Origin of the sequence: Tamlana sedimenti (assembly GCF_038148895.1) — a bacterium.
GTDB lineage: Bacteria > Bacteroidota > Bacteroidia > Flavobacteriales > Flavobacteriaceae > Tamlana.
Genome location: NZ_JBBVGQ010000001.1, coordinates 1,063,366 through 1,087,912 on the forward strand (window position 1 = coordinate 1,063,366; position 24,547 = coordinate 1,087,912).

Here is a 24,547-nt window from a genome sequence, read left to right on the forward strand (position 1 = left end):
TTATAAGTTGTTAATTGTCCATGATACATAATACATTGAGCCTATAAAGCCGGTTCCATAAGCTGTATAGTATTCTTCTCCAGTAAGATTTGTTGCACCTGCTTTAAAAATTGATTTTAGACTCGGAACTGTCAAGCTAATTTGGGCATCCAGAACATGGTATTCTGGTACGATACCATTGCCAAAAGTGGCTTCCCAATAATAATCATCACTAAATCTATAGGCTACGTTAAAGCCAAAGTTTTTAAACAATTCGGTATTGCCAAAAGATGCTTTAAATTTATGTTCAGGGGTATTGAAGTTTGTTACAAAGTCAGGGTACTTGCTTCTGTCAAAATCTAATTTTGCATAAGTGTAACTTCCGCTTAAATCAAAACCACCAAATATTTTAGTTGACAACCCAAGGGATGCGCCATAAGAATTAACATCGGCTTCTGAATTTGTGTAAATACCATAATCTTTGAAGTCGGCATTTGCCATAGCTTGTACGGATAAGGAATTATCACCAACAGTCCCATAAAAAGGGGCGTAAACCACATTTTGTGAAATAAAATCTTTGTAGCTGTTGTAATAGGCGCTAAAATCAACTATAACGTGTTCAAATTTACCCCTGTATCCTACCTCGGCAGAAGTAACTTGCTCCGGCTTAACTAAGCTGGGATTGCCAATTGATTCGGGGTCGGCTAATATAGAAGCATCCCCTGTGGCTTTAAAATTCAAATATGCGGCTCTTGTATACGAATTATTGTAAGCTGCGGCGGCAGTTTGGGTAATTGATGACGGTTGACCCAACAACTGACCATTGGCACTTATATCATAAGGTCTTGAATATCGCTCTAAATTGGAAGGAGCCGAACCTGCTAGAATGTAGCTTCCTGTGTCTAATCCAATAAACAAATCTTGGGTTGTTGGGTTTCTAAATCCTGTTTGAACTGAAGCTCTGATATTATGGTTTTGATTTACTGTTAAACCAGCTGAAATTCTAGGTGAATAAAACCCATCGAAAAATTCAGATTTGTCATAACGAATAGAACCCGTAAGCTTTAATTCAAGGGCATCATTCAATTCAACATTCTTTTGGATTTGGGTGTAAAGACCATATTCCGAATAGTCAATGGTGCCATCAAAATCGGTGTAAATGGTTCCAAATGAATTTAAGTTATATTTTCTGTAAGATCCACCAACTTGTATTTCGGCCCAATCAATTAAATGGCCAAAGTTGTAATTCGCATCAGTATGGTAATATTTCGAAGCATCTTGAAATTTTGAACCAGTTAAAAAGCTCGGGTCCTTGATAACGCGATTAAAGGCGGCAGTATATTCAGGGGTTCCGGGTTCATAACGTCCGGTTTCAGCTTGTGCTCTTGCCGCTGAATGAGCCTGAGCATCTGTAGCTCCTGCAAGAGTAGCTGTTATATATGCACCGGTATACTCACCAAACCAAGTGTTGTGGTCTTTCCATGAGTTCAGTATGTTGGCTGCAGTAAAAACCATATCATAAGAATCTCCCGCTTTATCGGATACTACATATCCTCTTAAAAAGAAATTGTCGTTTTTTAACTCGAGCTTATGTTGAGCCTGGAAAAAGCCATTGATGTAGTACCTGTTACTGCCTTGATAAATGGTTGATCCAGTACCTACCTTACCTACATAGGATATTTCAAAATCATCTTCCCATGGCCTAAAATATAAGCCCCAATCTGCTTTAATGCTCTCAGCATTGTAATCTGTCAAATCAGCTTCGTCGTACCCTGTTCTACTTACATCAACCGAAGGCACTAAATCGACAAGTGCCGGATTTGGCAACAAACCTCTCGACGCCAAAATTTTCGCAACATCTTTTAGATTTGCCGAAACTAAATCCCCGTAAACGTTTACACCATTATAGTTAATATTGGTTTCCCTTGTGCCACCATCAGAATTTTTATCAACTCTGCTATTAGCTGCCCAATCGGTGCCTTGCAAATAGCCAAAATTGATTTTACCAGCAAGTTTGTTGCTAAATTTTTGGGCGGCTCTAAAACTTAAATCAATATAATCATTATCACCCGCTGCTTTTTGCGAAGTAATGCCTTTTTTAAGTGAAGCGCTTATGCCCGGATAGTCAAAAGGGTTTTTACTGCGCATAAATAAGATACCGTTAAAGGCGTTTGCACCATAAAGTGCTGACGATGCTCCAGGAAGTAATTCAACACTCAGTACATCGGTTTCGGTCATACCCACTAAGTTTCCAATTGGGAAATTTAAAGCAGGTGTGGAGTTGTCCATACCATCAACCAATTGCATAAATCTGTTGTTCGCAAAGGTGGCGAAACCACGTGTATTTACAGACTTAAAGGTTAAACTGTTCGTGTTAACATCTACACCTTTAAGGTTTTCCAAACCATCATAAAAATCTACAGAGGCTGTATTTTTAATTTCTTTTAACCCGAGACGTTCAACAGTAACGGGCGATTCAAAAATACGCTCTGGTGTTCTTGAAGCTGAAATAACAACTTCATCTAATGATGTTCCTTCCTTAAGAACAAAGTTTAAGACTTGGTTGTTTGATGTTACTTCCTCTGACTTGGTTTCAAAACCAACAATACTTGCCTGTACATTGAAGGGTGGGTTCTGGCTGTAAGTTAAGGAAAAGTTGCCATCAAAGTCGGTGACCGTGCCTGTTGAGGTTCCTAGGATAATAATGTTAGCTCCAGGTAAGGGTTGGCCAGTATCATCAACAACGGAGCCAGAAATTGTTGTTTGGGAATAAATTGTACCACAAAAAAGCAACAATAAATAGGGTAGAATTGTTTTCATTTAATTTAGTTTAAGTTTTTCGCGTTAATATAAAGATATTAATTTTTATTGCGTTTAAAAATATAAAAAATTATGCGCGCATAGTATACTTTTTGCAAAAATCAGGCGGTTTTTTTGAATACTTTTGAAGTAAACAGCTCTTAAAATGAAAATTGGCATGATGAGTAGATACTCATCATGCCAATTTTAAATGGTTTATAAACGAACGTTATGTTATTCTACCGTTACGGATTTTGCCAAATTACGCGGTTGGTCAACATTTTTACCCAACATAACGGCTATATGATAAGACAATAACTGTAAAGGAATTGTAGTAAGTAATGGTGAAAGAGATTCTAAAGTCTCTGGCACTTCAATCACGTGGTCGGCAAGTTCCCTTACCTGAACGTCTCCTTCTGTAACTATGCCTATAATTTTTCCTTTTCTTGATTTAATTTCTTGAATATTGCTAACAACCTTTTCATAGTGGCCTTTTTTCGTTGCAATGACCACGATAGGCATATTTTCGTCAATCAAGGCAATGGGGCCATGTTTCATTTCGGCTGCTGGATATCCTTCAGCATGGATATATGAAATTTCCTTTAGTTTAAGAGCCCCTTCTAAAGCGACAGGGAAATTATAGCCTCTTCCTAAATACAAGAAGTTGTGGACATCTTTATATATTTCTGCAACTTCTTTAATATGGGCATCAGATTCCAATGCTTCTTCTACTTTTTTAGGAATCATTTCCAATTCCAAAAGGTGCTGACGGAAATCTGAGCTACTAATGGTGCCTTTTGCTCTCGCCAACCTTAATGCAATAAGCGTTAAAACAGTTATTTGGGTTGTAAACGCTTTGGTTGAGGCAACACCAATTTCTGGGCCTGCATGGGTGTATGCACCAGCATGTGACTCTCGAGCTATAGACGATCCAACCACATTACATACACCAAAAACAAATGCACCTTTAGATTTTGCCAATTTTATAGCGGCCAAAGTATCTGCTGTTTCGCCAGATTGTGAAATGGCTATAAGGATATCATTTTCTGTTATTATAGGGTTTCGGTATCTGAACTCTGAAGCATATTCTACTTCAACAGGTATTCTTGCCAAATCTTCAAAAATATACTCGGCAACTAAACCGGCATGCCATGACGTGCCACACGCCACAATAATAATACGATTGGCGTTGAGGAACTTTTTCATGTTGTCTTCAACCCCAGACATTTTAATTATAGCCTCGTTTCTTAGTAACCTACCTCTGTAGGTATCTTGTATGGCTTTGGGCTGTTCATGGATTTCTTTTAACATGAAATGCTCGTAGCCGCCTTTTTCAATTTGCTCTAAATTGATTTGCAGCTCTTGAACATAGGTGTCAACTAATGAATCGTCTTTTATCTTCCTGACTTTAACGCCTTTATGAAATCTGATAACAGCCATTTCCTCATCTTCTAAGTAAACAGCATTTTTAGTGTATTCCAAAAATGGTGAAGCATCACTGGCTATGAAAAATTCATCTTCATCTTTACCAATTCCAATGGCTAAAGGACTTCCTAATCTAGCAACTACAACTTCTTCAGGTTTATTTTTATCAAAAACAGCAATAGCATATGCCCCGATGACTTGGTTTAAAGCTACCTGTACGGCTTTGCCTAGTTTTACGCCTTCTTGTTTTTTTACGTCTTCAATTAAATTGATTAAGACTTCGGTGTCGGTATCTGATTTAAAAGTGTATCCTCTGGATATTAATTCCTGTTTAAGAGACTCGTAATTTTCAATGATTCCGTTATGGATGATTACAAGCTCGCCTGAATTTGAAAGGTGGGGATGGGAATTTATATCATTAGGCACACCATGGGTTGCCCATCTTGTGTGGCCAATACCCACGTTACCATGTCTTGTTATTTCTCCTTCAGATCGGTTTTCTAAATCGGCAACTTTTCCTTTGGTTTTACAAACCTTAAGGTCTGTACCGTCAAATAATGCGACACCTGCACTATCGTAGCCTCTGTATTCTAATCTTTTAAGGCCTTCTATTATAATGGGATAAGCCTCTCTGGGGCCTAAATATCCTACAATTCCACACATGGTTCTCCGTTTTAGCTTTTGGGGTTAATAAATTCAGAACAAAGATGTTAAATAAATAATTATAAAAGTTATTTATTATATGAATTCCAAGTTTTAACGATGAAATTCATGTCATTTTAATGAAAATGAACTTTAATGTAAAAAACATGGGTAAAGAGCCTATTTTACTTAGCTTCAGTATAAAATATCTTAAGCTTTAATCTTTTTGCTACTTCAACAGATGCATTGCTTCCATGCAAAACCGTGCCTCTTGGGCTTAAAATGGCAGCAGACGGAATTGTCGTGAGATCTCCATTTGCATTTAAAAGCTCATTATTAACGGTATAATTAACGTTATTGGAAATCACCAAACCAATTTTTGTATTCGTTGAGTCCCTCAATAAGATGTTCTTTAAATGCTCGGTAACTCGAATTTTAAACTTTCCTGAAATCGTATCTCGAAGCCCTAGGCTAGTATATTTAGAAATAAATGGTAATTGTGTGTTGTCGGTTTGGTCGTAACTATAATCTATTAAAGGAATGTTATTTTTTATGTCATAAGCATAAATTCGGTCGTATTTATGGTAATCATTGCCATAATTTCCATTTGTAGCTTCATTAAAATCTTCATAAATGACCAATTGAGCCTCATTTATAAGCTTTGTGGGGTTTCCAACTCCATCAGTAAATTCATCTAAAAAATCTTGTATTCCGTTGGGAAACAAATCCACGATGGCCATCGAACCCTCCAATCCTTTTAGATAAAGGGTTTCATCACCTTCAGTTGAATTTCCATCGTCCAATGGAGTACTAAAATCGTTAATAAATGAGTTCAGAATATTTCCGGAAAAGTTCAATGTATACGCAGATTGTATTCTGGCATCTATTTCACCACTTGTATAATGGATTTGGATATTGGCTTCAGAGGAAGATAAATTCAACAAAATCATATTACCATCGTCATTAACGGCTTCCGCCTTAAAGTAAAGACCCCTAAAATAACCTTTAAAATTATTGGCATTGCTTAAAACGGCATCACCTTGCTTGTCTAAAATGGTAGTTTTCCAAAATGCCTTCGCCTCAGTTGTTGTTATTCTTAAGTGGAATGCGGGAGCAGAGCGTGTAGTATCTGTGGCTGTGCCGATAAAAGTAACATCAGGACTGGGAATAAAGTTATTTTGTTGAAAAATAAGTTCGCCTGTATGGTCATCAAAATTAACGGTAGTTTCGTTTGTTAAAATAGAATTAACTGTGTTAGTGGCATTGGAGAAATATTTTTGTGTTGCATTTGCACTACTACCGGGGTCAAAATCTCTTAAAAAATAGGTGTTTTGATAAACAGAAAGTTTAATTTCTGCATTAGGATTGCCGTATAATGAATCTAAAGCGTAAATAGAATATCCGTTATCGTCAGTGCCAATTACGGAACTGAAATATGGAATATGAACAACTATAGAGTCTATTACTGGATTAACACCAAAATCTGTATTAAATGACAAAGGAACCATTTGGCTAACAATGCTGGCCGTAGTTTTTCCAAAGGCAGGGTCGTTAAAAAATCCCAATAGATTTGAAGCCAAATTATTGATTTGTACGGCTTCCAATTTTTTGTTGTACGCGGCTATTATTCTAGTTGAATCAACTTTACGGCTGAAATTGGAATTATCTTCTCCTAAAACATCGCTTTCTATAACGCTGAAGTCTTTGTCGCAAGCAATGAAAGATGAGGTAATAAGTAAAAAAGCGAGTAGCGATTTAAGGGCTTTAAAAGGTCTTTTCATATGTAGTAATAATGAATTAATTTAGCTTAAAACAGCTTCATTGAAGAATGTTGTGTAAGCTTCACCAAATTCATCTTTGCTTTTGTATTCTAAAATAGGTTTTTCTGAGTCTTTTATATAGGAATCCAAATCTTCGGGGATGTTTTCAGAACCTACAATCAGCGCATCAGAATAATCCACGGCAATTTTCATTAAATTAATGTATGATGGTACTTCCAGCGTTTTAATAGCTTCCTCATCAATGTTATCAAACTTAATTTTATTGGCCATGTCTTTATTTAACGTATTGTCGAAACTTTGATTGTAAATGGAGGTTACAATTTTACTTTCGTTAAAAAGGGGCTCGTCTTTGTAGTACTCTTTTAAATAAAGTGGCAATAACGATGCCAACCAACCGTGAACATGGATAATATCTGGAGACCAGTTTAATTTTTTCACGGTTTCAATAACGCCTTTTGCAAAGAAAATGGCGCGTTCATCATTGTCTGAAAACAAATTACCATCCTCGTCGGTCAGTGTTGCTTTCCTTTTAAAATACTCGTCATTATCAATAAAATAAACCTGAATGCGCTCTTTTGGTATTGAGGCTACCTTTATGATAAGTGGCATATCTAAATCATTCACCACCAAATTTATTCCTGATAATCTTATTACTTCGTGTAGTTGGTGTCTTCGTTCATTAATGTTCCCGTACCTGGGCATAAAGATTCTTATTTGCCCGCCTTGTTGATTGACCATACGAGGCGCTTCAAAAGACATTGATGAAATTTCGGTTTCTGGTAAATAAGGCACTACTTCAGATGATACGTACAATATCCTCTTATCTTTCATATGTTATGTTTTGTGTACTAGTGTTCGCTCAATACAAAGCAACAACTGATTTCATTTTAAATTTGAAATTTCAAAATGCCACAAGAAATAAGGTTCTGCTTCTAAGATTTCGAAATAAAAAACACGCAAAAGTACAAAATTTTATGCTAATTGACTGTAAAATCTTAAGTTTGCACGCGTTAATTTTTTATTAAAAGGTGGAAGTTTACACAGAAAAACAACAATTAACCAAAGCAATTGATGCTTTAAAAGCAAAAAACCTGAGCATTGGACTGGTGCCAACTATGGGTGCCTTGCATCAAGGGCATTTGCAATTGGTAAAAAGGGCCTTGGCAGAGAACGATAAAGTTGTTGTAAGCATATTTGTAAACCCAACACAATTTGATAAAAAAGATGATTTGGAAAAATATCCCCGAACATTAGAAAATGACGTTAGCTTATTAAAAACTGTGAACAAGGCAGATGTTTTGGTTTATGCACCATCAGTTCATGATATTTATGAAGGGCATACAGTTTCAGAAAAATTTGATTTTGATGGTTTGGAGTTTGAAATGGAAGGCAAGTTTCGCCATGGTCATTTTGATGGTGTAGGTACTGTTGTGAAGCGTTTTTTTGAAATCGTAAAACCGCATAAGGCATACTTTGGGGAGAAAGATTTTCAGCAACTCCAAATCATCAAGAAAATGGTTGAAAAGCACCATATCCCCGTAGAAATAGTGGGATGTGAAATTCATCGTGAATCCAACGGTTTGGCCATGAGTTCACGAAATACCCGTTTAAAACCAGAGTTTAAAAAAGCCGCACCTTTTATTTATAAAACCTTAAAAGCTGCTAAAGAAAAATTTGGCACAAAAAGTGCTGGTAAAGTAACGGAGTGGGTTGAAAATCAGTTTTCTAAACATGAATTATTGAAGATGGAATATTTCATTATTTCGGAAACAGAAACCTTAAAACCAGTTAAACGAAAATCAAACAAAAAAAGATATAGGGCATTTATTGCAGTATATGCAGATGATATTAGGCTAATTGACAATATCGCTTTAAATTAATTATCTTTGCGGCATGCAAATTCAAGTAGTAAAATCTAAGATTCATAGAGTTAAGTGCACTGGTGCTGAGCTCAACTATATAGGTAGTATAACCATTGACGAAGATTTAATGGATGCCGCCAACATCATTCAAGGTGAAAAAGTCCAGATTGTGAATAATGATAACGGCGAGCGTTTGGAAACCTATTGTATTCCTGGTCCCAGAAATTCTGGTGAAATTACACTAAATGGAGCGGCAGCCAGAAAAGTGTCAGTGGGCGACACTTTAATTTTAATCACCTATGCCTTTATGGAAATTGAAGAGGCCAAGGTGTTTAAGCCCTCGTTGGTATTTCCTGACGAAGCCACCAACTTGCTAAAATAAACATTGAACAAAAAGCTAAAAAATACTATTAAAGTCTTACTCCCATTATTATTGGGAGTTTTTTTGGTCTGGTATTCTTTGAAAGAAGTTCCTTTGCCAAAAATTATTGACTATTGGCAATCTTCAACAAAAAGTTGGGTAGTTTTAGGTGTTTTTTTGGGGTTGTTAAGTCATTTGTCCCGCGCTTACAGATGGCGTTTTCAGTTAGAGCCTATGGGTTACCATATCAAGTTTGGCAATAGTATTATGGCCGTTTTTGCAACCTATCTTATAAACTACACTATTCCCAGGTCTGGCGAGGTAGCCCGGGCATCAATTTTAGCTAACTACGAAGGCGTGCCTTTTGAAAAGGGTTTTGGTACTATTGTAGCTGAACGGATAGCAGATTTAATTGTCATGTTTGGAATTATTGTAGTTACCCTTTTTTTACAATTCGACTTTATTTACACCTTTTTTTCGGAAAGATTTAATCCTGTTAAAATTGGTGCTGTCTTTGTCATTTTTTTGGTTTTAGTTACTTCTTTTTTTTGGTTTATTAAAAAGAGCAATTCTAAAATAGCGTTAAAAATAAAAGGTTTTTTTAATGGGTTGGTAGAAGGTGCTTTAAGCATTTTTAAAATGAAGAAAAAGTGGGCGTTTATTTTCCATACCCTGTTTATTTGGGGAATGTACATGCTTATGTTTTACGTCACATCCTTTTCCATTGAAGACACAAGAGACATTCCTTTTCCTGCAGTTTTAGTAGGATTTATTACTGCTAGTTTCAGTATAGCAGCCACAAGCGGAGGTATTGGTGCTTACCCATTAGCTGTTTATTTGGGGTTTTCAGTATTTGGAATTCAGGAGGAACCAAGTATAGCCTTTGGTTGGATTATGTGGGCATCGCAAACCCTTATGATTATTATTTGCGGCGGTCTTTCGCTTATTTACCTTCCCATATATAACAGAAAAAAAGCAGTGTAAGCGTAAAAACATTCTTTTTATCTCTCTGTATATTTATTACCTTGCCGTTGTTAAAACTCAAATCAATTCAAGATGAAGAAATCTGCCTTGTTCTTTTTGGTTCTGATGTTAAGTTCCGTTAGCATTATAGCTCAAGTAAAATATGAAAATATTCAGTCTTCAAAACTTGGTGAAGAGCGTCAAATAAAAATACAATTGCCAAGAGGCTATGAATCAAATACTGAAGCTACATACCCATTATTTGTTGTCTTGGATGGTGATTACATGTTTGAAGCCGTAGCTGGAAATGTTGATTATTTTTCCTATTGGGAAGATATGCCACAAGCTATTGTGGTTGGGGTTAATCAATTTGGAAAGCGATTTGATGATACTTTGTATTCTGAACAAAACTCATTGCCCATTGAAACTGGCGCTGCTTTTTTTGAGTTTGTTGGTATGGAATTGATGCCTTATTTGGAAAGAAACTTCAGGGTGGGAAATTTTAAGGTTGCCGTAGGCCATGGCGAAACGGCAAATTTCATTAACTATTATTTGTTAAAGCCTCAGCCGTTGTTTCAAAGTTATATTGTGATTAGTCCTGAACTGGCGCCTAATATGTTGGATTATGTCCCTAGTGTTTTAAGCAAGATTGGCACAAAAACCTTTTATTATTTGGCCAATACCAAAAATAATTCCTCGTCCATTTTACAGATGACAACGGCTCTAAATGATGATATTTCTGCTTTGGACAATGAAAATTTGGTTTATGATTTTGATAGCTTCGAAAAGCCATCCCACTATTCAGTGCCAACACATGCCATTCCCAGTGCTATTGAGGGCATTTTTAAAGTGTTTCGGCCAATTTCAAAAGAGGAATATAAAGAAGTTATTCTTGAGTTGGATACTTCGCCGGTACTTTACCTTAAAGAAAAATATCAAACCATATTAGACCTTTTTGGTATTGAAAAGAAGATATTGATCAATGATTTTAGGGCTATTGCCGCAGCCATTGAAAAGAACGAATTATTTGAATATTACGAAGAGCTCGGCAAAATGGCCAGAAAAGAATATCCCGAAACTCTTCTTGGAGGCTATTACTTGGGAAGATTTTATGAAGAAACAGGTGAGCCAAAAAAGGCTATGCGTACATACCAATCGGCTTATACACTTGAAGAAATTGCTGGTATAACAAAAGATGAAGTGCTGGAAAGGGCTGAATTAATAAAACAAGATTTTGGTTTTTAATGGCAAAAGTAAAAACAACTTTTTTTTGTCAAAACTGTGGTACACAATTCGCCAAATGGCAAGGCCAATGCAATGCCTGTAAAGAATGGAACACCATTGTAGAAGAGGTTATTCAAAAACCTGAAAAAAGTGATTGGAAATCTTCAACATCTTCTGTTAAACGAGCTTCGGTTCCTTTACGAATCAATGAGATTGACACCACAAATGAACCCAGATTAGATACTTTTGATGCAGAATTTAATCGTGTTTTGGGTGGGGGCATGGTTCCTGGATCATTAACCCTTTTGGGTGGCGAGCCAGGAATAGGAAAAAGCACACTGCTGCTTCAAATTTCATTAAAATTACCTTATAAAACATTGTATGTTTCCGGCGAGGAAAGCCAAAAACAAATAAAAATGCGTGCCGAACGCATCAATCCGGAAAACAGTAATTGCTATATTTTAACGGAAACCAAAACCCAAAATATTTTTAAACAAATAGAGGATTTGGAGCCTGATATCGTAATAATCGATTCCATTCAAACCTTACACAGCGATTATATTGAATCCTCTTCTGGCAGTATTTCACAAATTAAGGAATGTACGGCCGAGCTTATAAAATTTGCTAAGGAAACTGCTACTCCCGTATTATTGATAGGCCATATTACAAAAGACGGCAATATCGCAGGCCCAAAAATTTTAGAACATATGGTAGATACGGTTTTGCAGTTTGAAGGCGACCGAAATCATGTATTTAGAATTTTACGGGCGCATAAAAACCGTTTTGGCTCAACCAACGAATTGGGTATTTATGAAATGCAGGGCTCGGGTTTGCGTGAGGTTTCCAACCCATCAGAAATTTTAATTTCTAAAAAAGAGGAAGAGCTTTCCGGAAATGCCATTGCTGCTACTCTTGAAGGCATGCGCCCACTCATGATTGAGGTGCAAGCTTTGGTGAGTACGGCGGTTTACGGTACGCCACAGCGAAGTGCCACAGGGTTTAATGCTAAACGATTAAACATGCTTTTGGCTATTTTAGAAAAGCGTGCGGGTTTCCGTTTGGGTGCCAAAGATGTGTTTTTGAACATAACGGGAGGCATTACGGTTGACGATCCAGCCATTGATCTTGCCGTGGTAGCCTCAATTTTGTCATCGAATGAAGATGTGCCTCTTCAAAAAGATTTTTGCTTTGCTGCAGAGGTGGGCTTGTCTGGCGAAATCCGACCTGTGCAACGCGTGGAGCAACGCATTTTGGAAGCAGAAAAACTGGGCTTTTCAACCATTTTTGTGTCAAAATACAATAAAATTTCCCTGAAAAATACGGCTATTAAAGTTCAACTGATTTCAAAAATTGAAGATTTAGTTGCAGAATTATCTTAATTATAAGGCTAAGCCTCATAGTCACTAGCAGGTCTTTTGTCGATAAAAAGAAGCATTTTATCTAATATTTAATTGATTTTGAGGAGTTTCTATTCTGATGTTGTCTCTATATTAAATAGTTGATAATGTTAAGTTTGAGGCATTTTAATAATCAAAAGTAAATGTAGTTTAACCTATTTTTTTTGCCATTTGTATTTTATAAATGGCAGTTCATTAGATTTTTTTAGTGCTTCATCGAAAAATAATCATATTGTGCTTAATTACAAATACTTAGACTTAATATTATAATAGTTATTCCCTCAATAAATTATTATCCATTTTACTAAAATTTAGGTTAGGTACTAATAAATAATTGCTACAATCTATTAAGTTTTGACCTATGAAATCTAAATTACCACTTTTATTAACCATTATTCCTTTTTTACTTTGGGGCATAATTTTAAGAGCTCAAACATGTGGTTCATATACATTCAGTCCGCCAAGCTTACCAACAACTTGCTCCTATACCTACACGTCTTCCGGATGGGTTGATAGTTCGGGAAATCCAACTATGGCGCCTACAATTGTTAATTCTGGAACAAGCGTGTGTATAATGGCAGATAACAGCGATTTAATTGCCAGTACGGGGTTTAAAGGCACCCTCTATGTTGCCCCGGGTGTTACTTATTCAGGTATTATAGCAAGTGTTAATGGAGCTGTTTTACACGTAGAGGGAACGATAGATTTTCCAACGAATCCTTCATTTCAAAATGCAACAGTTTATGTTTACCAAACCGGTGCGGTTTCAGTACCCGGAACCTTCAATCCTGCTGGATCGTCAATAGTTTACAATAACGGACTTTTTAATATTGGTGGTGAACTACAAATGGGAGGTAGTGCAACTTTTGTAAGCTTTAATGAAAGCAGAACAACGGTACAGCTTGATGCTGGTATTGCCAGCGATTATTCAAATTGTGGTATACTAGAGGTTTTCGGTTCTCTCTCTTCGGGTGGGTCTAGTGCGCTTGTTAATGATTGTTCAATTTTCATTCACACAGACATGAACCTAAATGCCGATTATACAAACAACGGACTTTTTGTTTTAAGCGGAAATTTGAGTTTTGGTACAGCAAAGTTTTTCAATAATGGTACCATGTTACTTGATAATATTAACTTAAGTAACGATGAATTGATAGGTAATGATGTAGATTCCATTTTAATTGTTAGGAACAATGCCTCGCTTACCAGCGGCGCTTCCATTACAGGTCATATGTATTACGATATGGATGATGGTGGCGGTTTTGATACTGTATGTGGCTCTTGCACTGAAGATATTGATGTGCTTTTAGATGTAACCATTCCTCCAACTGAAGAACTTTTGTTGGAAGATTGCGGATTAAACATAGAAATCAATCCGGTTATATTTCAATCTAAGCTAGACTTTGATGGCGTAGACGATTATGTTTCGACTCCCAAATTTATAGAAGGGGTTAGCGAGGTTACGATAATGGCTTGGGTTAAATCAGATTTAGGAAATACAGATAATATGACCATTGCTGGCGAGGACTCTGGATGTAGGCTTTGGTTAAAGAAAGGTTCTAAACCCGTGCTAACTTTAAATGGAACGGGTTTTTCAGAAAAATCATTGGAATCGCCAAATGATGTAAACCTAAATGAATGGCACCATGTTGCTGGCACATATACAAGTACAACGGGTGCTATGGAACTGTATATAGATGGTTTATTGGTAAACACAGGGTCTGTTTCTGTTACCGGTTCAGTTATTGAGAATACCTCCAATAGCAATGGTAATTTTGAAATAGGTAGAAAATCTAGTAATATCTCAAACCAAGAGTATTTTAAAGGAGATATAGATGAAGTAAGGGTATTCGATATCGTATTGACGCAAGAACAAATACAACAGATGGTTTACCAAGAAATTGAGGAGAATTTAGGAAAAGTACAAGGAAAAATTATTCCAAAGGACATCGAGGATCTTTCAACCAATACCACGATAAATTGGAGTACTTTGTTAGCTTATTACCCAATGGCCGATATAATTTCTTATGATAGGACAACCGATTATTCCAATAACGATAGGATAACTAAATTACACAACATTACTAGTTTTCAGCAACAAACGGCCCCCATGCCATTTGAAACGGGTGCCAATGGATGTTGGTGCACCGAGGGCACTTGGCTGCACGGCGATGTTTGGGACATTGAAAACGTTGCCAACGTTAAGGACTGGAGCATCGTAAGGGTCTCGCACAATTTAAGCACTAGCAATTCCCACACCAATCTTGGTTTAATAATTGATTCAGGTAAAACCTTTACAATACAAAGTGATAACTTGATACAGAATACCTGGTATCTGGAGCTCAATGGTACGTTGGACCTGGCAGATGATTCCCAACTGGTACAGACGGTTAAAAGCGATTTGGTCACCTCGGCCAGTGGAAAGGTAATGCGCAGACAAGAGGGCACCAATAGCCCCTATAGGTACAACTACTGGTCTTCTCCGGTAGGCACCACAGGGGTTACCTCGCTAACGGATAATAATTCGGCTTCCCATAATACTAACAACTCTAACTTTCAACTACAAATGTTGAAGGATGCATCAGGGTTAGGCATGGGTTTTACATCAAGTTATACAGCGAGCGGTAACATCAGCACCTACTGGTTGTACACATATATAAACGGTCTTAACTATTGGGACTGGGCATCGATTGGTACTTCCACGGCACTTAGCCCCGGTGTGGGCTACACCCAAAAGGGAACGGGCAACCCAGGTACGGAACAGCAATACATATTTGAGGGCAAACCCAATAACGGCACCATTTTGTTGAACGTTACCGACAAGGGTGGTCCTGGTTCAGTGCCGAATGCCTCCAAGACGGAATATTTATTGGGCAACCCCTATGCATCGGCATTGGACGTGCACCAATTTATTGATGACAATGTTGGCGTTATAGACGGCACCTTGCAGCTATGGCAGCAATGGAGCGGCAGTTCGCACAACTTGAGCGAGTACAACGGTGGTTACGCCCAGGTCAACAAATTGGGTTCAACAAGGGCTTATCAGTTTGTTGGTTTTTATGGTGCGCACAACGGTTCACAGGACGGTACGATAGTGCCGACAAGATACCTTCCGGTCGGACAGGGCTTTATTGCCGAGATTGTTGCCGACGGCCAGGTGGAGTTCAATAACGGCCAACGTGTTTTCATCAAGGAATCAGATGCCGATGGCACTTATAACAACGGTTCGGTGTTCTCCAAGGGTTCCAGTGGAAAATCCTCAAAAGCAGCATCTACAAGCAACGTGATGAAAAAAATCCGTTTGGAGTTCAGTTCAACTGCCGGTCCCGAGACCAGAAGGGAACTGTTGCTCGGGTTCAGTGATTACACGACCGATGCCTTTGATTACGGATACGATGCAAAATGTACCGAGAGCAACAACAACGACCTGAACCTAAGTTTAGAGGGACAGAACATGACCATGCAGGCATATTCGGCGATTACAGCGGATAAGGCAGTGCCGCTCAACTTTAAGTCGTCCGGCGACAATGCCTTTGAGATAAGGGCAACGGAACTGGAAAACATGGAAGAAGGCCAGGAAATCTATTTGCGCGATAACCTGACGGGCAGTTACTTCGACCTTACACAGGATGTGGCCTATGCGTTCAGTTCTGGTGCGGGTGTCTTCAACAGCAGGTTTGAGATTGTGTTCCAAAGTCAATCACAGTTGTTGGGTGTTGAAGAATCCATGGAAACAAAAAACAGTATATACTACCTAAACAATAATAAGACGTTGTATGTTAAGAAGTTACATAACAAGGAGGGCCATTTGGCATTGCTAAACATGCATGGGCAAACTATTTTGGAGATGGAGAATTTATTATCTGGGCAATTAGCAAAAGGAGTAGAGTTAAAGAACGTAGCCTCAGGCTCCTATATGGTGTGCCTGAGGACTGAGGCCAACGAGGTGCTCACGAAGAAGATTATTGTGAATTAAATAATTTCATATAGATTATTTGAGTTAGTCGAAAAAAGCCAAAACAATCGTTTTGGCTTTTTTTATCTATTGGTGCAACAATTTTTATTTAATTGGAAATAAATAAGTTCTAAATCGGTTGTTTTGAATCGAATTGACTTTAAAAATTGAGGATTCAGTAGCTGAATTATCCTAATTTTCAAGAAACCAAATACCTCATTATAACAGAATATTTGCATTTTATCGATAAAAATAAGCATTTTATCTGAAAATTTTTAGGTTTTGTCGATTTTTTAAATTAATATTGTGCTTAAAATAAACCGTTAAAAGTCAATAAAATATGAAATTTAAGGCTTTAAAGTAGTCATGTGGTTCATCTGCTTTTTATGCATTTCAAATATTTTGGTATGTATTTAAGTGGTTTTTTTGGTGGTTTTATCGAAAAAAAAACATCTATTTTAAAGTTATTGCAGTAATTATTATTATTGTGTACATTTTTGAGATTAAGCCAATTAGTATGGCAAATCAATAAAATATCTTCCCTCAAAGATTTTTTTAGAAATCCATTGTACTAAAAATTACGTTAGTAGTTAAAAATATAGATAGTCCCAAACTATAAAATTTTAACCTATGAAAAAACTATTACTTTTTAAAGTATTGTTGTTATGTGGATTCTTTTTTACAAATACTTCCTACGCACAGGACACCGATGGTGATGGTATTCCAGATTTCACGGATATTGATGATGATAACGATGGTATTATAGATATCTATGAATGTTCAGCTGCTATTCAATTTAATAATGCTGCTGTTTTAACGGCTACAGATTTGAACGATGTACTCGTTGGTGAAAAGGTAATTTACTCCAACGCACTTTTGTTTCAAAACCAGTATTACGATCTTATACTTACAGTTACATCTATAAATGGTTCATTTCAGGTGGACTGTAACAACGAATTGCGTGTAAACGGTTTTGATGCCAGTCAAGACGAATACGTAACCTACTCTTTTGATTTAGTAGAAGCAGGAACAGCAACCCCTGGTGACCCAACTGGTGTGCCTGCCATACTGTATGATATAATTTTGGAATCTAGAGATATTGATACAAAGAATGGCGATGATTTTACCGAAATAGCAGGGTTTAACCCATCAACGGTAACCTCCTCTGTTACCGGATATTTAAGTGCAACAACCAATTTGGAGCAAGCAGGATTTGTAAATGGAGGTGGGCCTTCAGGCTATACGGCATACAGGTTGGACCCTACTTTGGTTGCACCAAATACGGATTGGGTTAATGAACCCGATGATGGTGGCACTCATGGTGATGACCCAGACTTCTATTTATATATGGAGTTCGACATTTTTTCGCATGTTGATTTGTTATATGGTGCAACAGGTACCGATACTAATACAGGAAACAGGATTACCAATTTTGGTGTAAGTTCTAAATGTGATATGGACAGTGATGGCATTTTAGATACCTTGGATATTGATAGTGACGACGACGGTATTCCAGATAATGTTGAAGCACAGCCAACTATTGGTTATATTCCACCAAGTGGTTTAAGTGGTAGTATTACGGATGCCAATGGTAATGGATTGGATGATGTATATGAGTCTGCCATGGGTGGAACAGATTTGTTTAATGTAGAAGATACAGATGGTGATAAATTAAAAGATTATTTAGATAGCGATACGGATAACGATGGAGTATTGGACATTGATGAAAATGGTCAGGCCAGCGTTTTAACAGGTGTTGATATAGATGGTGATGGATTGGATGATGTGTTCGATTCGGTATTGGCACAGCTTGATGTTAATGATGAAGTGTCAACTGGGGATGTTGCTGATTTGACGGCCTCTTTTGGCGATGCAGATTTTGATGCCACACTAGGAGGCGATTTAGATTATAGAGATATGTTTAATATCAATCCGCCATCATATGCATCTATTGATTTTGATGGTGTAGACGACTATTTAAGTGGTGACCCATTGATACAGGGATTGGGCGAAGTAACCCTCATGGCATGGATTAAAATAGACCCAGCGGGTTCAACAGCGAGGAGTATTATAAGTGAAGATGTATCTTGTAAGTTATATGTAAAAAGTGGCAACAGGATTACTTTTGGTATCACCACCACATTGGGCTCTACCAGTAGTGTTTTGGAAGGAAACGCAATTAGTTACAATGAGTGGCACCATGTTACGGCCACTTATTCTGCAACAACTGGTACCCAGTCTATTTATGTTGATGGGCAATTGGATGCAACATTAACTGATGCATCCCAAATCGGTCATACTATTTTGGCTGATGAAGATTTATGGAATGGCAATTTTGAAGTTGGAAGAATGTCAAGGGCAACACCTGCTCAGTATTTCAGTGGCGACATTGATGAGGTAAGGGTGTTCGATACCGTGTTGACGCAAGAACAAATACAACAGATGGTCTACCAAGAAATCGAGGAGAACTCTGGAAAAGTAAGGGGTAAAATCATTCCAAAGGATATAGAGGATTTGTCAACAAACGCCACAGTAGATTGGAGCAATTTGATAGCCTATTATCCTATGACGGACATAAAAATGGGTAAAACCATGGATTATTCTGGTTATAATAGCTTTTTGTACATCAATTACATAACCACTATTCAAGACCAAACGGCCCCGATGCCCTACGTAACAGGTGCCAATGGATGTTGGTGCACTGAGGGTACTTGGTTGCACGGTGATGTTTGGGACATTGAAAATGCGGCAAACGTTAAAGATTGGAGCATTGTTAAGGTATCTCACGATATAGGTACAACGAAATCCCACACCAATCTAGGACTAATTATAGATTCAGGCGTGACCTTTGACGTTGACGACGACAATTTAATTGAGAACACCTGGTATTTGGAGCTTAATGGCACGTTGGATCTATTTGACGATTCCCAGTTGATACAAACGGTGAACAGTGATTTGGTGACCTCGGCTAACGGAAAGATTTTGAGGAGACAAGAAGGAACAACTAGTCCTTATTGGTACAACTATTGGGCATCCCCGGTAGGGGCCACGGGAGCTACAGCTCTATCGGACAATAATGCCGCGAGCAACAACGCTAATAACAGCCCTTTCAGACTGAACATGCTTAAGGACGAGTCCGGTTTTGGCTGCCTGTTCACCTCGGCCTACACGGGCAACGGCAATATCAGTACTTACTGGCTTTACACGTTCATAAATGGGCTTACCTATTGGGATTGGGCAGCGATTGGTACTTCCACGGCACTAAGTCCAGGTGTGGGCTATACCCAAAAGGGAACAGGAAACCCTGGTACGGAACAGCAATATATATTTGAGGGCAAACCAAATAACGGTACCATTTTGGTGAAGGTTACTGACAAGGGTGGGCCAGGTTCTGTGCCCAATGCATCTAAGACAGAATATCTGTTGGGCAATCCCTATGCATCGGCATTGGACGTGCACCAATTTATTGATGATAACGTCGGTGTTATAGACGGTACTTTACAGCTATGGCAGCAATGGAGCGGCAGTTCGCATAACTTAAATGAGTACAATGGTGGTTATGCCCAAGTAAATAAATTGGGTTCAACACGTGCCTATCAGTTTGTTGGTTTTTATGGAGCAAACAATGGTTCACAGGACGGCACGATAGTGCCGACCAGATACCTTCCGGTAGGGCAGGGCTTTATTGCCGAGATTGTTGCCGACGGACAGGTTGAGTTCAACAACGGGCAGCGTGTTTTTATCAAGGAATCTGATGCCGATGGCACCTACAACAATGGTTCGGTGTTCTCCAAGGGGGCTAGTAGCAAATCGTCAAAGGCATCAACTGTAGGCAACGTGATGAAGAAAATGCGTTTGGAGTTCAGTTCAACTGCTGGGCCCAAGACCAGAAGGGAACTGTTGCTCGGGTTCAGTGATTACACCACGGATGCCTTTGATTATGGGTACGACGCAAAATGTACCGAGAGCAACAACAACGATCTCAACTTGGCTTTGGATGGCAAGAACATGACCATGCAGGCATATTCGGCAATTACAGCAGATAAAGCAGTACCGCTCAACTTTAAGTCATCTGGCGACAACGCCTTTGAGATTAGGGCGACAGAATTGGAAAACATGGATGAGGGCCAGAAAATCTATTTGCGAGACAACCTAACGGGAAGTTACTTCGACCTTACACAGGATGCGGCCTATGCGTTCAGTTCAGGTGCTGGAGTCTTTAACAACAGGTTCGAGATTGTGTTCCAGAGCGAGTCCCAACTATTGGGAACAGAGGAGACCATGGCGACCGAAAACTTCATCTATTACAAGAACAGTTCCAACACGTTCTATGCCAAAAAGTTGAACGCTAAGGTGACCAGATTGGCACTGATGAACATGCGCGGACAGTCGGTGCTTGAGATGCAGGACGTTCAAACAGAGCAGTTGCAAAATGGTATACAGTTTGGTAATATGGCATCGGGCTCCTATGTGGTCTGTCTGAGAACTGAGGCCAATGAGGTGCTCACGAAAAAGATTATTGTGAATTAAATAATTTCATATAGATTATTTGAGTTAGTCGAAAAAAGCCAAAATAATTGTTTTGGCTTTTTTTATCTATTGGGGGCAACGATTTAAGGATAAATTCTTAAATTCGCGGACTTAAAAGATTTACCATTAAATGAGTGTTAAAACTTTGGTTTAGTGATAATTGTATTTATTGAGTCATTAACTAAAAAGTTTACATCTGTCCATTTTAATAAAATATGAATCATCAGATGAAATTTCCTGAATATAAAGGACTTGACTTACCAAAAGTAGCAGAAGAAATTCTAAACTATTGGCAAGAAAATAACATATTTGAAAAAAGTGTATCTACAAAAGAAGGCAATGAAACATTTGTGTTTTTTGAAGGGCCTCCATCTGCAAATGGTCTACCGGGAATACACCATGTTATGGCTCGTGCTATCAAAGATATTTTCTGTAGATACAAAACACAAAAAGGATATCAAGTAAAACGAAAAGCAGGCTGGGATACTCATGGATTGCCAATTGAGTTGGGAGTTGAAAAAGAATTGGGCATTACAAAAGAGGATATAGGTAAAACCATTTCTGTTGAAGATTATAATGCGGCCTGCCGTAAAGCAGTAATGCGCTATACAGATATTTGGAACGATTTGACGCAAAAAATGGGTTATTGGGTAGATATGGACGACCCATATATTACCTATGAGCCTAAATATATGGAATCGGTTTGGTGGTTGCTTAAGCAAATTTACACCAAGAATTTGTTGTATAAAGGTTATACCATTCAGCCCTATTCGCCAAAAGCGGGAACTGGATTGAGTTCACATGAGTTAAACCAACCAGGTACTTATCAAGATGTAACAGACACAACTATTGTTGCCCAATTTAAAGCTATTGAAAAAACGCTTCCGGATTTTTTGCAGAATGAAGGCGATATTTATTTCTTAGCCTGGACGACAACTCCTTGGACCTTACCGAGTAACACCGCATTAACTGTTGGTCCAAAAATTGACTATGTGTTGGTTGAAACTTACAACCAATACACGTTTGAGCCTATAAATGTGGTATTGGCTAAAAAATTGGTAAACTATCAATTCTCTGGAAAGTTTAATAGGGTTGAAGACAAATCAGATTTATTAGCGTACAAAGCTGGTGATAAAAAAATACCATATTACGTTGTAAAAGAATTTTCAGGTAAAGATTTAGTTGGGATTACCTATGAGCAATTATTGCCATACGCTTTACCTAACGACAATCCAGAAAATGCATTTAGAGTTATTTCTGGAGACTTTGTAACTACAGAAGACGGTACTGGAATTGTTCACACAGCGCCTACTTTTGGTGCCGATGATGCCTTGGTGGCTAAACAAGCAATACCTGAAGTGCCACCAATGTTGGTAAAAGATGAGAATGGAAACTTGGTTCCTCTTGTAGATTTGCAGGGACGTTTTCGTCCAGAAATGGGTGAATATGCTGGCAAATATGTGAAGAACGAATATTATAACGAAGGTGAAGCACCGGAACGTTCGGTTGATGTTGAACTTGCCATTCAATTAAAAGAAGAAAACAAAGCCTTTAAGGTTGAAAAATATAAACACAGCTATCCTAACTGTTGGCGTACAGATAAACCGATCTTATACTATCCTTTAGACTCTTGGTTTATTAAAGTGACCGACATTAAAGATAGAATGTTCGAGCTTAACGAAACCATCAATTGGAAGCCAAAAGCAACAGGAACAGGGCGTTTTGGTAATTGGTTGGCCAATGCTAACGATTGGAATTTATCGCGTTCGCGTTATTGGGGTATTCCGTTACCAATTTGGAGAGCTGAAGATGGTAAAGAGGAAATTTGTATCGGTTCTATTGAAGAATTAAAAGCCGAAATGCAACGCGCTGTTGAAGTAGGTTTCATGAAGGCAGATATCTTCAACGATTTTGAAGCTGGAAACAATTCCGAAGAAAACTATGCTAAAATCGATTTGCATAAAAACATTGTAGATGAAATTGTTTTGGTGTCCGCTTCAGGTCAAAAAATGTTCCGCGAAAGCGATTTAATTGATGTTTGGTTCGATTCGGGTTCTATGCCTTATGCACAGTGGCATTACCCATTTGAAAATAAAGATTTAATCGATAAAGGAACTACGTTTCCGGCAGATTTTATCGCAGAAGGTGTGGACCAAACTCGTGGTTGGTTTTATACGCTTCACGCTATAGGCACTATGGTTTTTGATTCTGTTGCCTATAAAAACGTGGTATCCAATGGGCTTGTATTGGATAAAAACGGACAAAAAATGTCTAAACGTTTGGGCAATGCTGTAGATCCTTTTGAAACTTTGGGGAACTATGGTGCAGATGCAACACGTTGGTACATGATAAGCAATGCCAATCCGTGGGATAATCTAAAGTTCGATTTGGATGGTGTTGAAGAGGTAAAACGTAAGTTCTTCGGAACACTTTACAATACGTACTCGTTCTTTCAGCTGTATGCCAACCTTGATAATTTCAACTATAGCGAGCCCGACATTGCTATAAATGAAAGACCAGAAATAGACCGTTGGATACTTTCAGAATTAAATACTTTAATCAAAAAAGTGGATGCTTTTTATGCCGATTATGAACCAACAAAAGCGGCAAGAGCCATTTCAGATTTTACCCAAGATTATTTAAGTAACTGGTTTGTGCGTTTAAGTAGAAGACGTTACTGGAAAGGCGATTACCAACAAGATAAAATTTCGGCTTACCAAACACTTTATCAGTGTATGGAGACTATTGCAAAGTTGGGAGCGCCAATTGCACCGTTCTTTATGGACAGGTTGTATTTGGATTTAAATAGTGTTACCAAAAAGGAAAATTTTGAAAGTGTGCATTTAGCCGATTTCCCTGTGTACAACGAAGCGATTGTTGATAAGCCTTTAGAACGTAAAATGGAAAGCGCCCAAACAATATCATCATTGGTATTATCGTTAAGAGCTAAAGAGAAGATTAAAGTACGCCAACCACTTCAAAAAATAATGATTCCGGTTTCCAGTACCCAGCAAAAGGAGGAAATTGCTGCAGTTTCAAACTTGATTAAACATGAGGTTAACGTTAAGGAAATTGAACTTTTGGAAGATGCCTCAGATATATTGGTAAAACAGATAAAACCAAACTTTAAAACTCTTGGTCCGCGTTTTGGAAAAGACATGAAAGCTATTGCTAGTGCAGTAATTAACTTTTCGGCGGAAGATATTAACAAAATAGAACAAAACGGTGCTTTGGATATTGATGTTAATGGAAAAAATATATCTTTATCCTTGGATGATGTAGAAATAACATCACAAGATATTGAAGGGTGGTTGGTTGCCAATGAGGGAACTTTAACGGTTGCTTTAGATGTAACAATTACAGATGAATTACGCAGAGAGGGTATTGCGAGAGAATTGATTAACCGCATTCAAAATTTACGTAAAGACTCAGGCTTCGAGGTTACAGATAAAATTGATGTAACCCTTCAAAAAGACGAGCAGGTTGTAAATGCCGTTGGAGCAAATATGACTTATATTAAATCGGAAACGTTAGCGAACGAACTTGAAATTATAGATAAATTAGACAATGGTATAGAAATTGCCTTTGATGATGTAAATACCAAATTGTTTATACAAAAACATTAAGAA

At 37.9% G+C, this 24,547-nt stretch carries 12 protein-coding genes; 8 read left to right on the top strand and 4 right to left on the bottom strand.

Features of this window, described 5'->3' with window-relative positions; translation table 11 throughout:
- The 4 genes from WJN01_RS04660 to WJN01_RS04675 all read right to left on the bottom strand — a co-directional run bounded on the left by WJN01_RS04660 (position 1) and on the right by WJN01_RS04675 (position 7,457).
- Complete coding sequence (locus tag WJN01_RS04660; RefSeq protein ID WP_445195976.1) at positions 1 to 2,799, bottom strand: TonB-dependent receptor; 2,799 nt, start codon at positions 2,797 to 2,799, stop codon at positions 1 to 3.
- Between the two features lie 213 nt (positions 2,800 to 3,012).
- Positions 3,013 to 4,866 (bottom strand): glutamine--fructose-6-phosphate transaminase (isomerizing), encoded by a 1,854-nt coding sequence (gene glmS / locus WJN01_RS04665; RefSeq protein ID WP_445195977.1) that lies wholly within the window; start codon positions 4,864 to 4,866, stop codon positions 3,013 to 3,015.
- A 164-nt stretch (positions 4,867 to 5,030) separates the two neighbouring features.
- The gene (gene bamH / locus WJN01_RS04670) at positions 5,031 to 6,626 is read right to left on the bottom strand and encodes a BamH family beta-barrel-assembly machinery protein (RefSeq protein WP_445195978.1); all 1,596 of its coding nucleotides are present in this window, start codon (positions 6,624 to 6,626) and stop codon (positions 5,031 to 5,033) included.
- A gap of 21 nt (positions 6,627 to 6,647) precedes the next feature.
- On the bottom strand, positions 6,648 to 7,457 hold the full coding sequence (locus WJN01_RS04675) for a glycogen/starch synthase (protein WP_445195979.1): 810 nt from the start codon (positions 7,455 to 7,457) through the stop codon (positions 6,648 to 6,650).
- A 197-nt stretch (positions 7,458 to 7,654) separates the two neighbouring features.
- Here WJN01_RS04675 and panC point away from each other — a divergent pair, with 197 nt between their 5' ends.
- From panC to ileS, 8 genes are all read left to right on the top strand, one after another.
- Positions 7,655 to 8,506 carry a pantoate--beta-alanine ligase gene (gene panC, locus WJN01_RS04680; RefSeq protein WP_445195980.1) on the top strand — a complete coding sequence of 284 codons (852 nt, stop codon included), beginning with the start codon at positions 7,655 to 7,657 and terminating at the stop codon, positions 8,504 to 8,506.
- A 13-nt stretch (positions 8,507 to 8,519) separates the two neighbouring features.
- Positions 8,520 to 8,870 (top strand): aspartate 1-decarboxylase, encoded by a 351-nt coding sequence (gene panD / locus WJN01_RS04685; protein ID WP_445195981.1) that lies wholly within the window; start codon positions 8,520 to 8,522, stop codon positions 8,868 to 8,870.
- Between the two features lie 3 nt (positions 8,871 to 8,873).
- The gene (locus tag WJN01_RS04690; protein ID WP_445195982.1) at positions 8,874 to 9,833 is read left to right on the top strand and encodes a lysylphosphatidylglycerol synthase transmembrane domain-containing protein; all 960 of its coding nucleotides are present in this window, start codon (positions 8,874 to 8,876) and stop codon (positions 9,831 to 9,833) included.
- Between the two features lie 72 nt (positions 9,834 to 9,905).
- Entirely contained in the window at positions 9,906 to 11,057 is a 1,152-nt protein-coding gene (locus tag WJN01_RS04695; RefSeq protein ID WP_445195983.1) for an alpha/beta hydrolase, read from the top strand.
- A complete protein-coding gene (gene radA, locus WJN01_RS04700; RefSeq protein ID WP_445195984.1) occupies positions 11,057 to 12,415 on the top strand; it encodes a DNA repair protein RadA in 1,359 nt (452 codons plus the stop codon). The genes WJN01_RS04695 and radA overlap by 1 nt, the downstream gene beginning before the upstream one ends.
- 379 nt (positions 12,416 to 12,794) lie before the next feature.
- Entirely contained in the window at positions 12,795 to 16,409 is a 3,615-nt protein-coding gene (locus WJN01_RS04705) for a LamG domain-containing protein (RefSeq protein ID WP_445195985.1), read from the top strand.
- Between the two features lie 609 nt (positions 16,410 to 17,018).
- Positions 17,019 to 20,918, top strand: a complete 3,900-nt coding sequence (locus tag WJN01_RS04710; RefSeq protein WP_445195986.1) for a DUF8693 domain-containing protein — start codon at positions 17,019 to 17,021, stop codon at positions 20,916 to 20,918.
- 227 nt (positions 20,919 to 21,145) lie between these two features.
- A complete protein-coding gene (gene ileS / locus WJN01_RS04715) occupies positions 21,146 to 24,544 on the top strand; it encodes an isoleucine--tRNA ligase (RefSeq protein WP_445195987.1) in 3,399 nt (1,132 codons plus the stop codon).
- The last annotated feature ends 3 nt before the right edge of the window (positions 24,545 to 24,547 follow it).

Bases quoted from the DNA above. Each gene is read 5' to 3' on its own strand.
- WJN01_RS04660 (WP_445195976.1), bottom strand. From the start codon at position 2,799: ATGAAAACAATTCTACCCTATTTATTGTTGCTTTTTTGTGGTACAATT.
- radA (WP_445195984.1), top strand. From the start codon at position 11,057: ATGGCAAAAGTAAAAACAACTTTTTTTTGTCAAAACTGTGGTACACAA.
- WJN01_RS04710 (WP_445195986.1), top strand. From the start codon at position 17,019: ATGAAAAAACTATTACTTTTTAAAGTATTGTTGTTATGTGGATTCTTT.
- WJN01_RS04675 (WP_445195979.1), bottom strand. From the start codon at position 7,457: ATGAAAGATAAGAGGATATTGTACGTATCATCTGAAGTAGTGCCTTAT.
- WJN01_RS04705 (WP_445195985.1), top strand. From the start codon at position 12,795: ATGAAATCTAAATTACCACTTTTATTAACCATTATTCCTTTTTTACTT.
- ileS (WP_445195987.1), top strand. From the start codon at position 21,146: ATGAAATTTCCTGAATATAAAGGACTTGACTTACCAAAAGTAGCAGAA.
- glmS (WP_445195977.1), bottom strand. From the start codon at position 4,866: ATGTGTGGAATTGTAGGATATTTAGGCCCCAGAGAGGCTTATCCCATT.
- WJN01_RS04695 (WP_445195983.1), top strand. From the start codon at position 9,906: ATGAAGAAATCTGCCTTGTTCTTTTTGGTTCTGATGTTAAGTTCCGTT.
- panD (WP_445195981.1), top strand. From the start codon at position 8,520: ATGCAAATTCAAGTAGTAAAATCTAAGATTCATAGAGTTAAGTGCACT.
- bamH (WP_445195978.1), bottom strand. From the start codon at position 6,626: ATGAAAAGACCTTTTAAAGCCCTTAAATCGCTACTCGCTTTTTTACTT.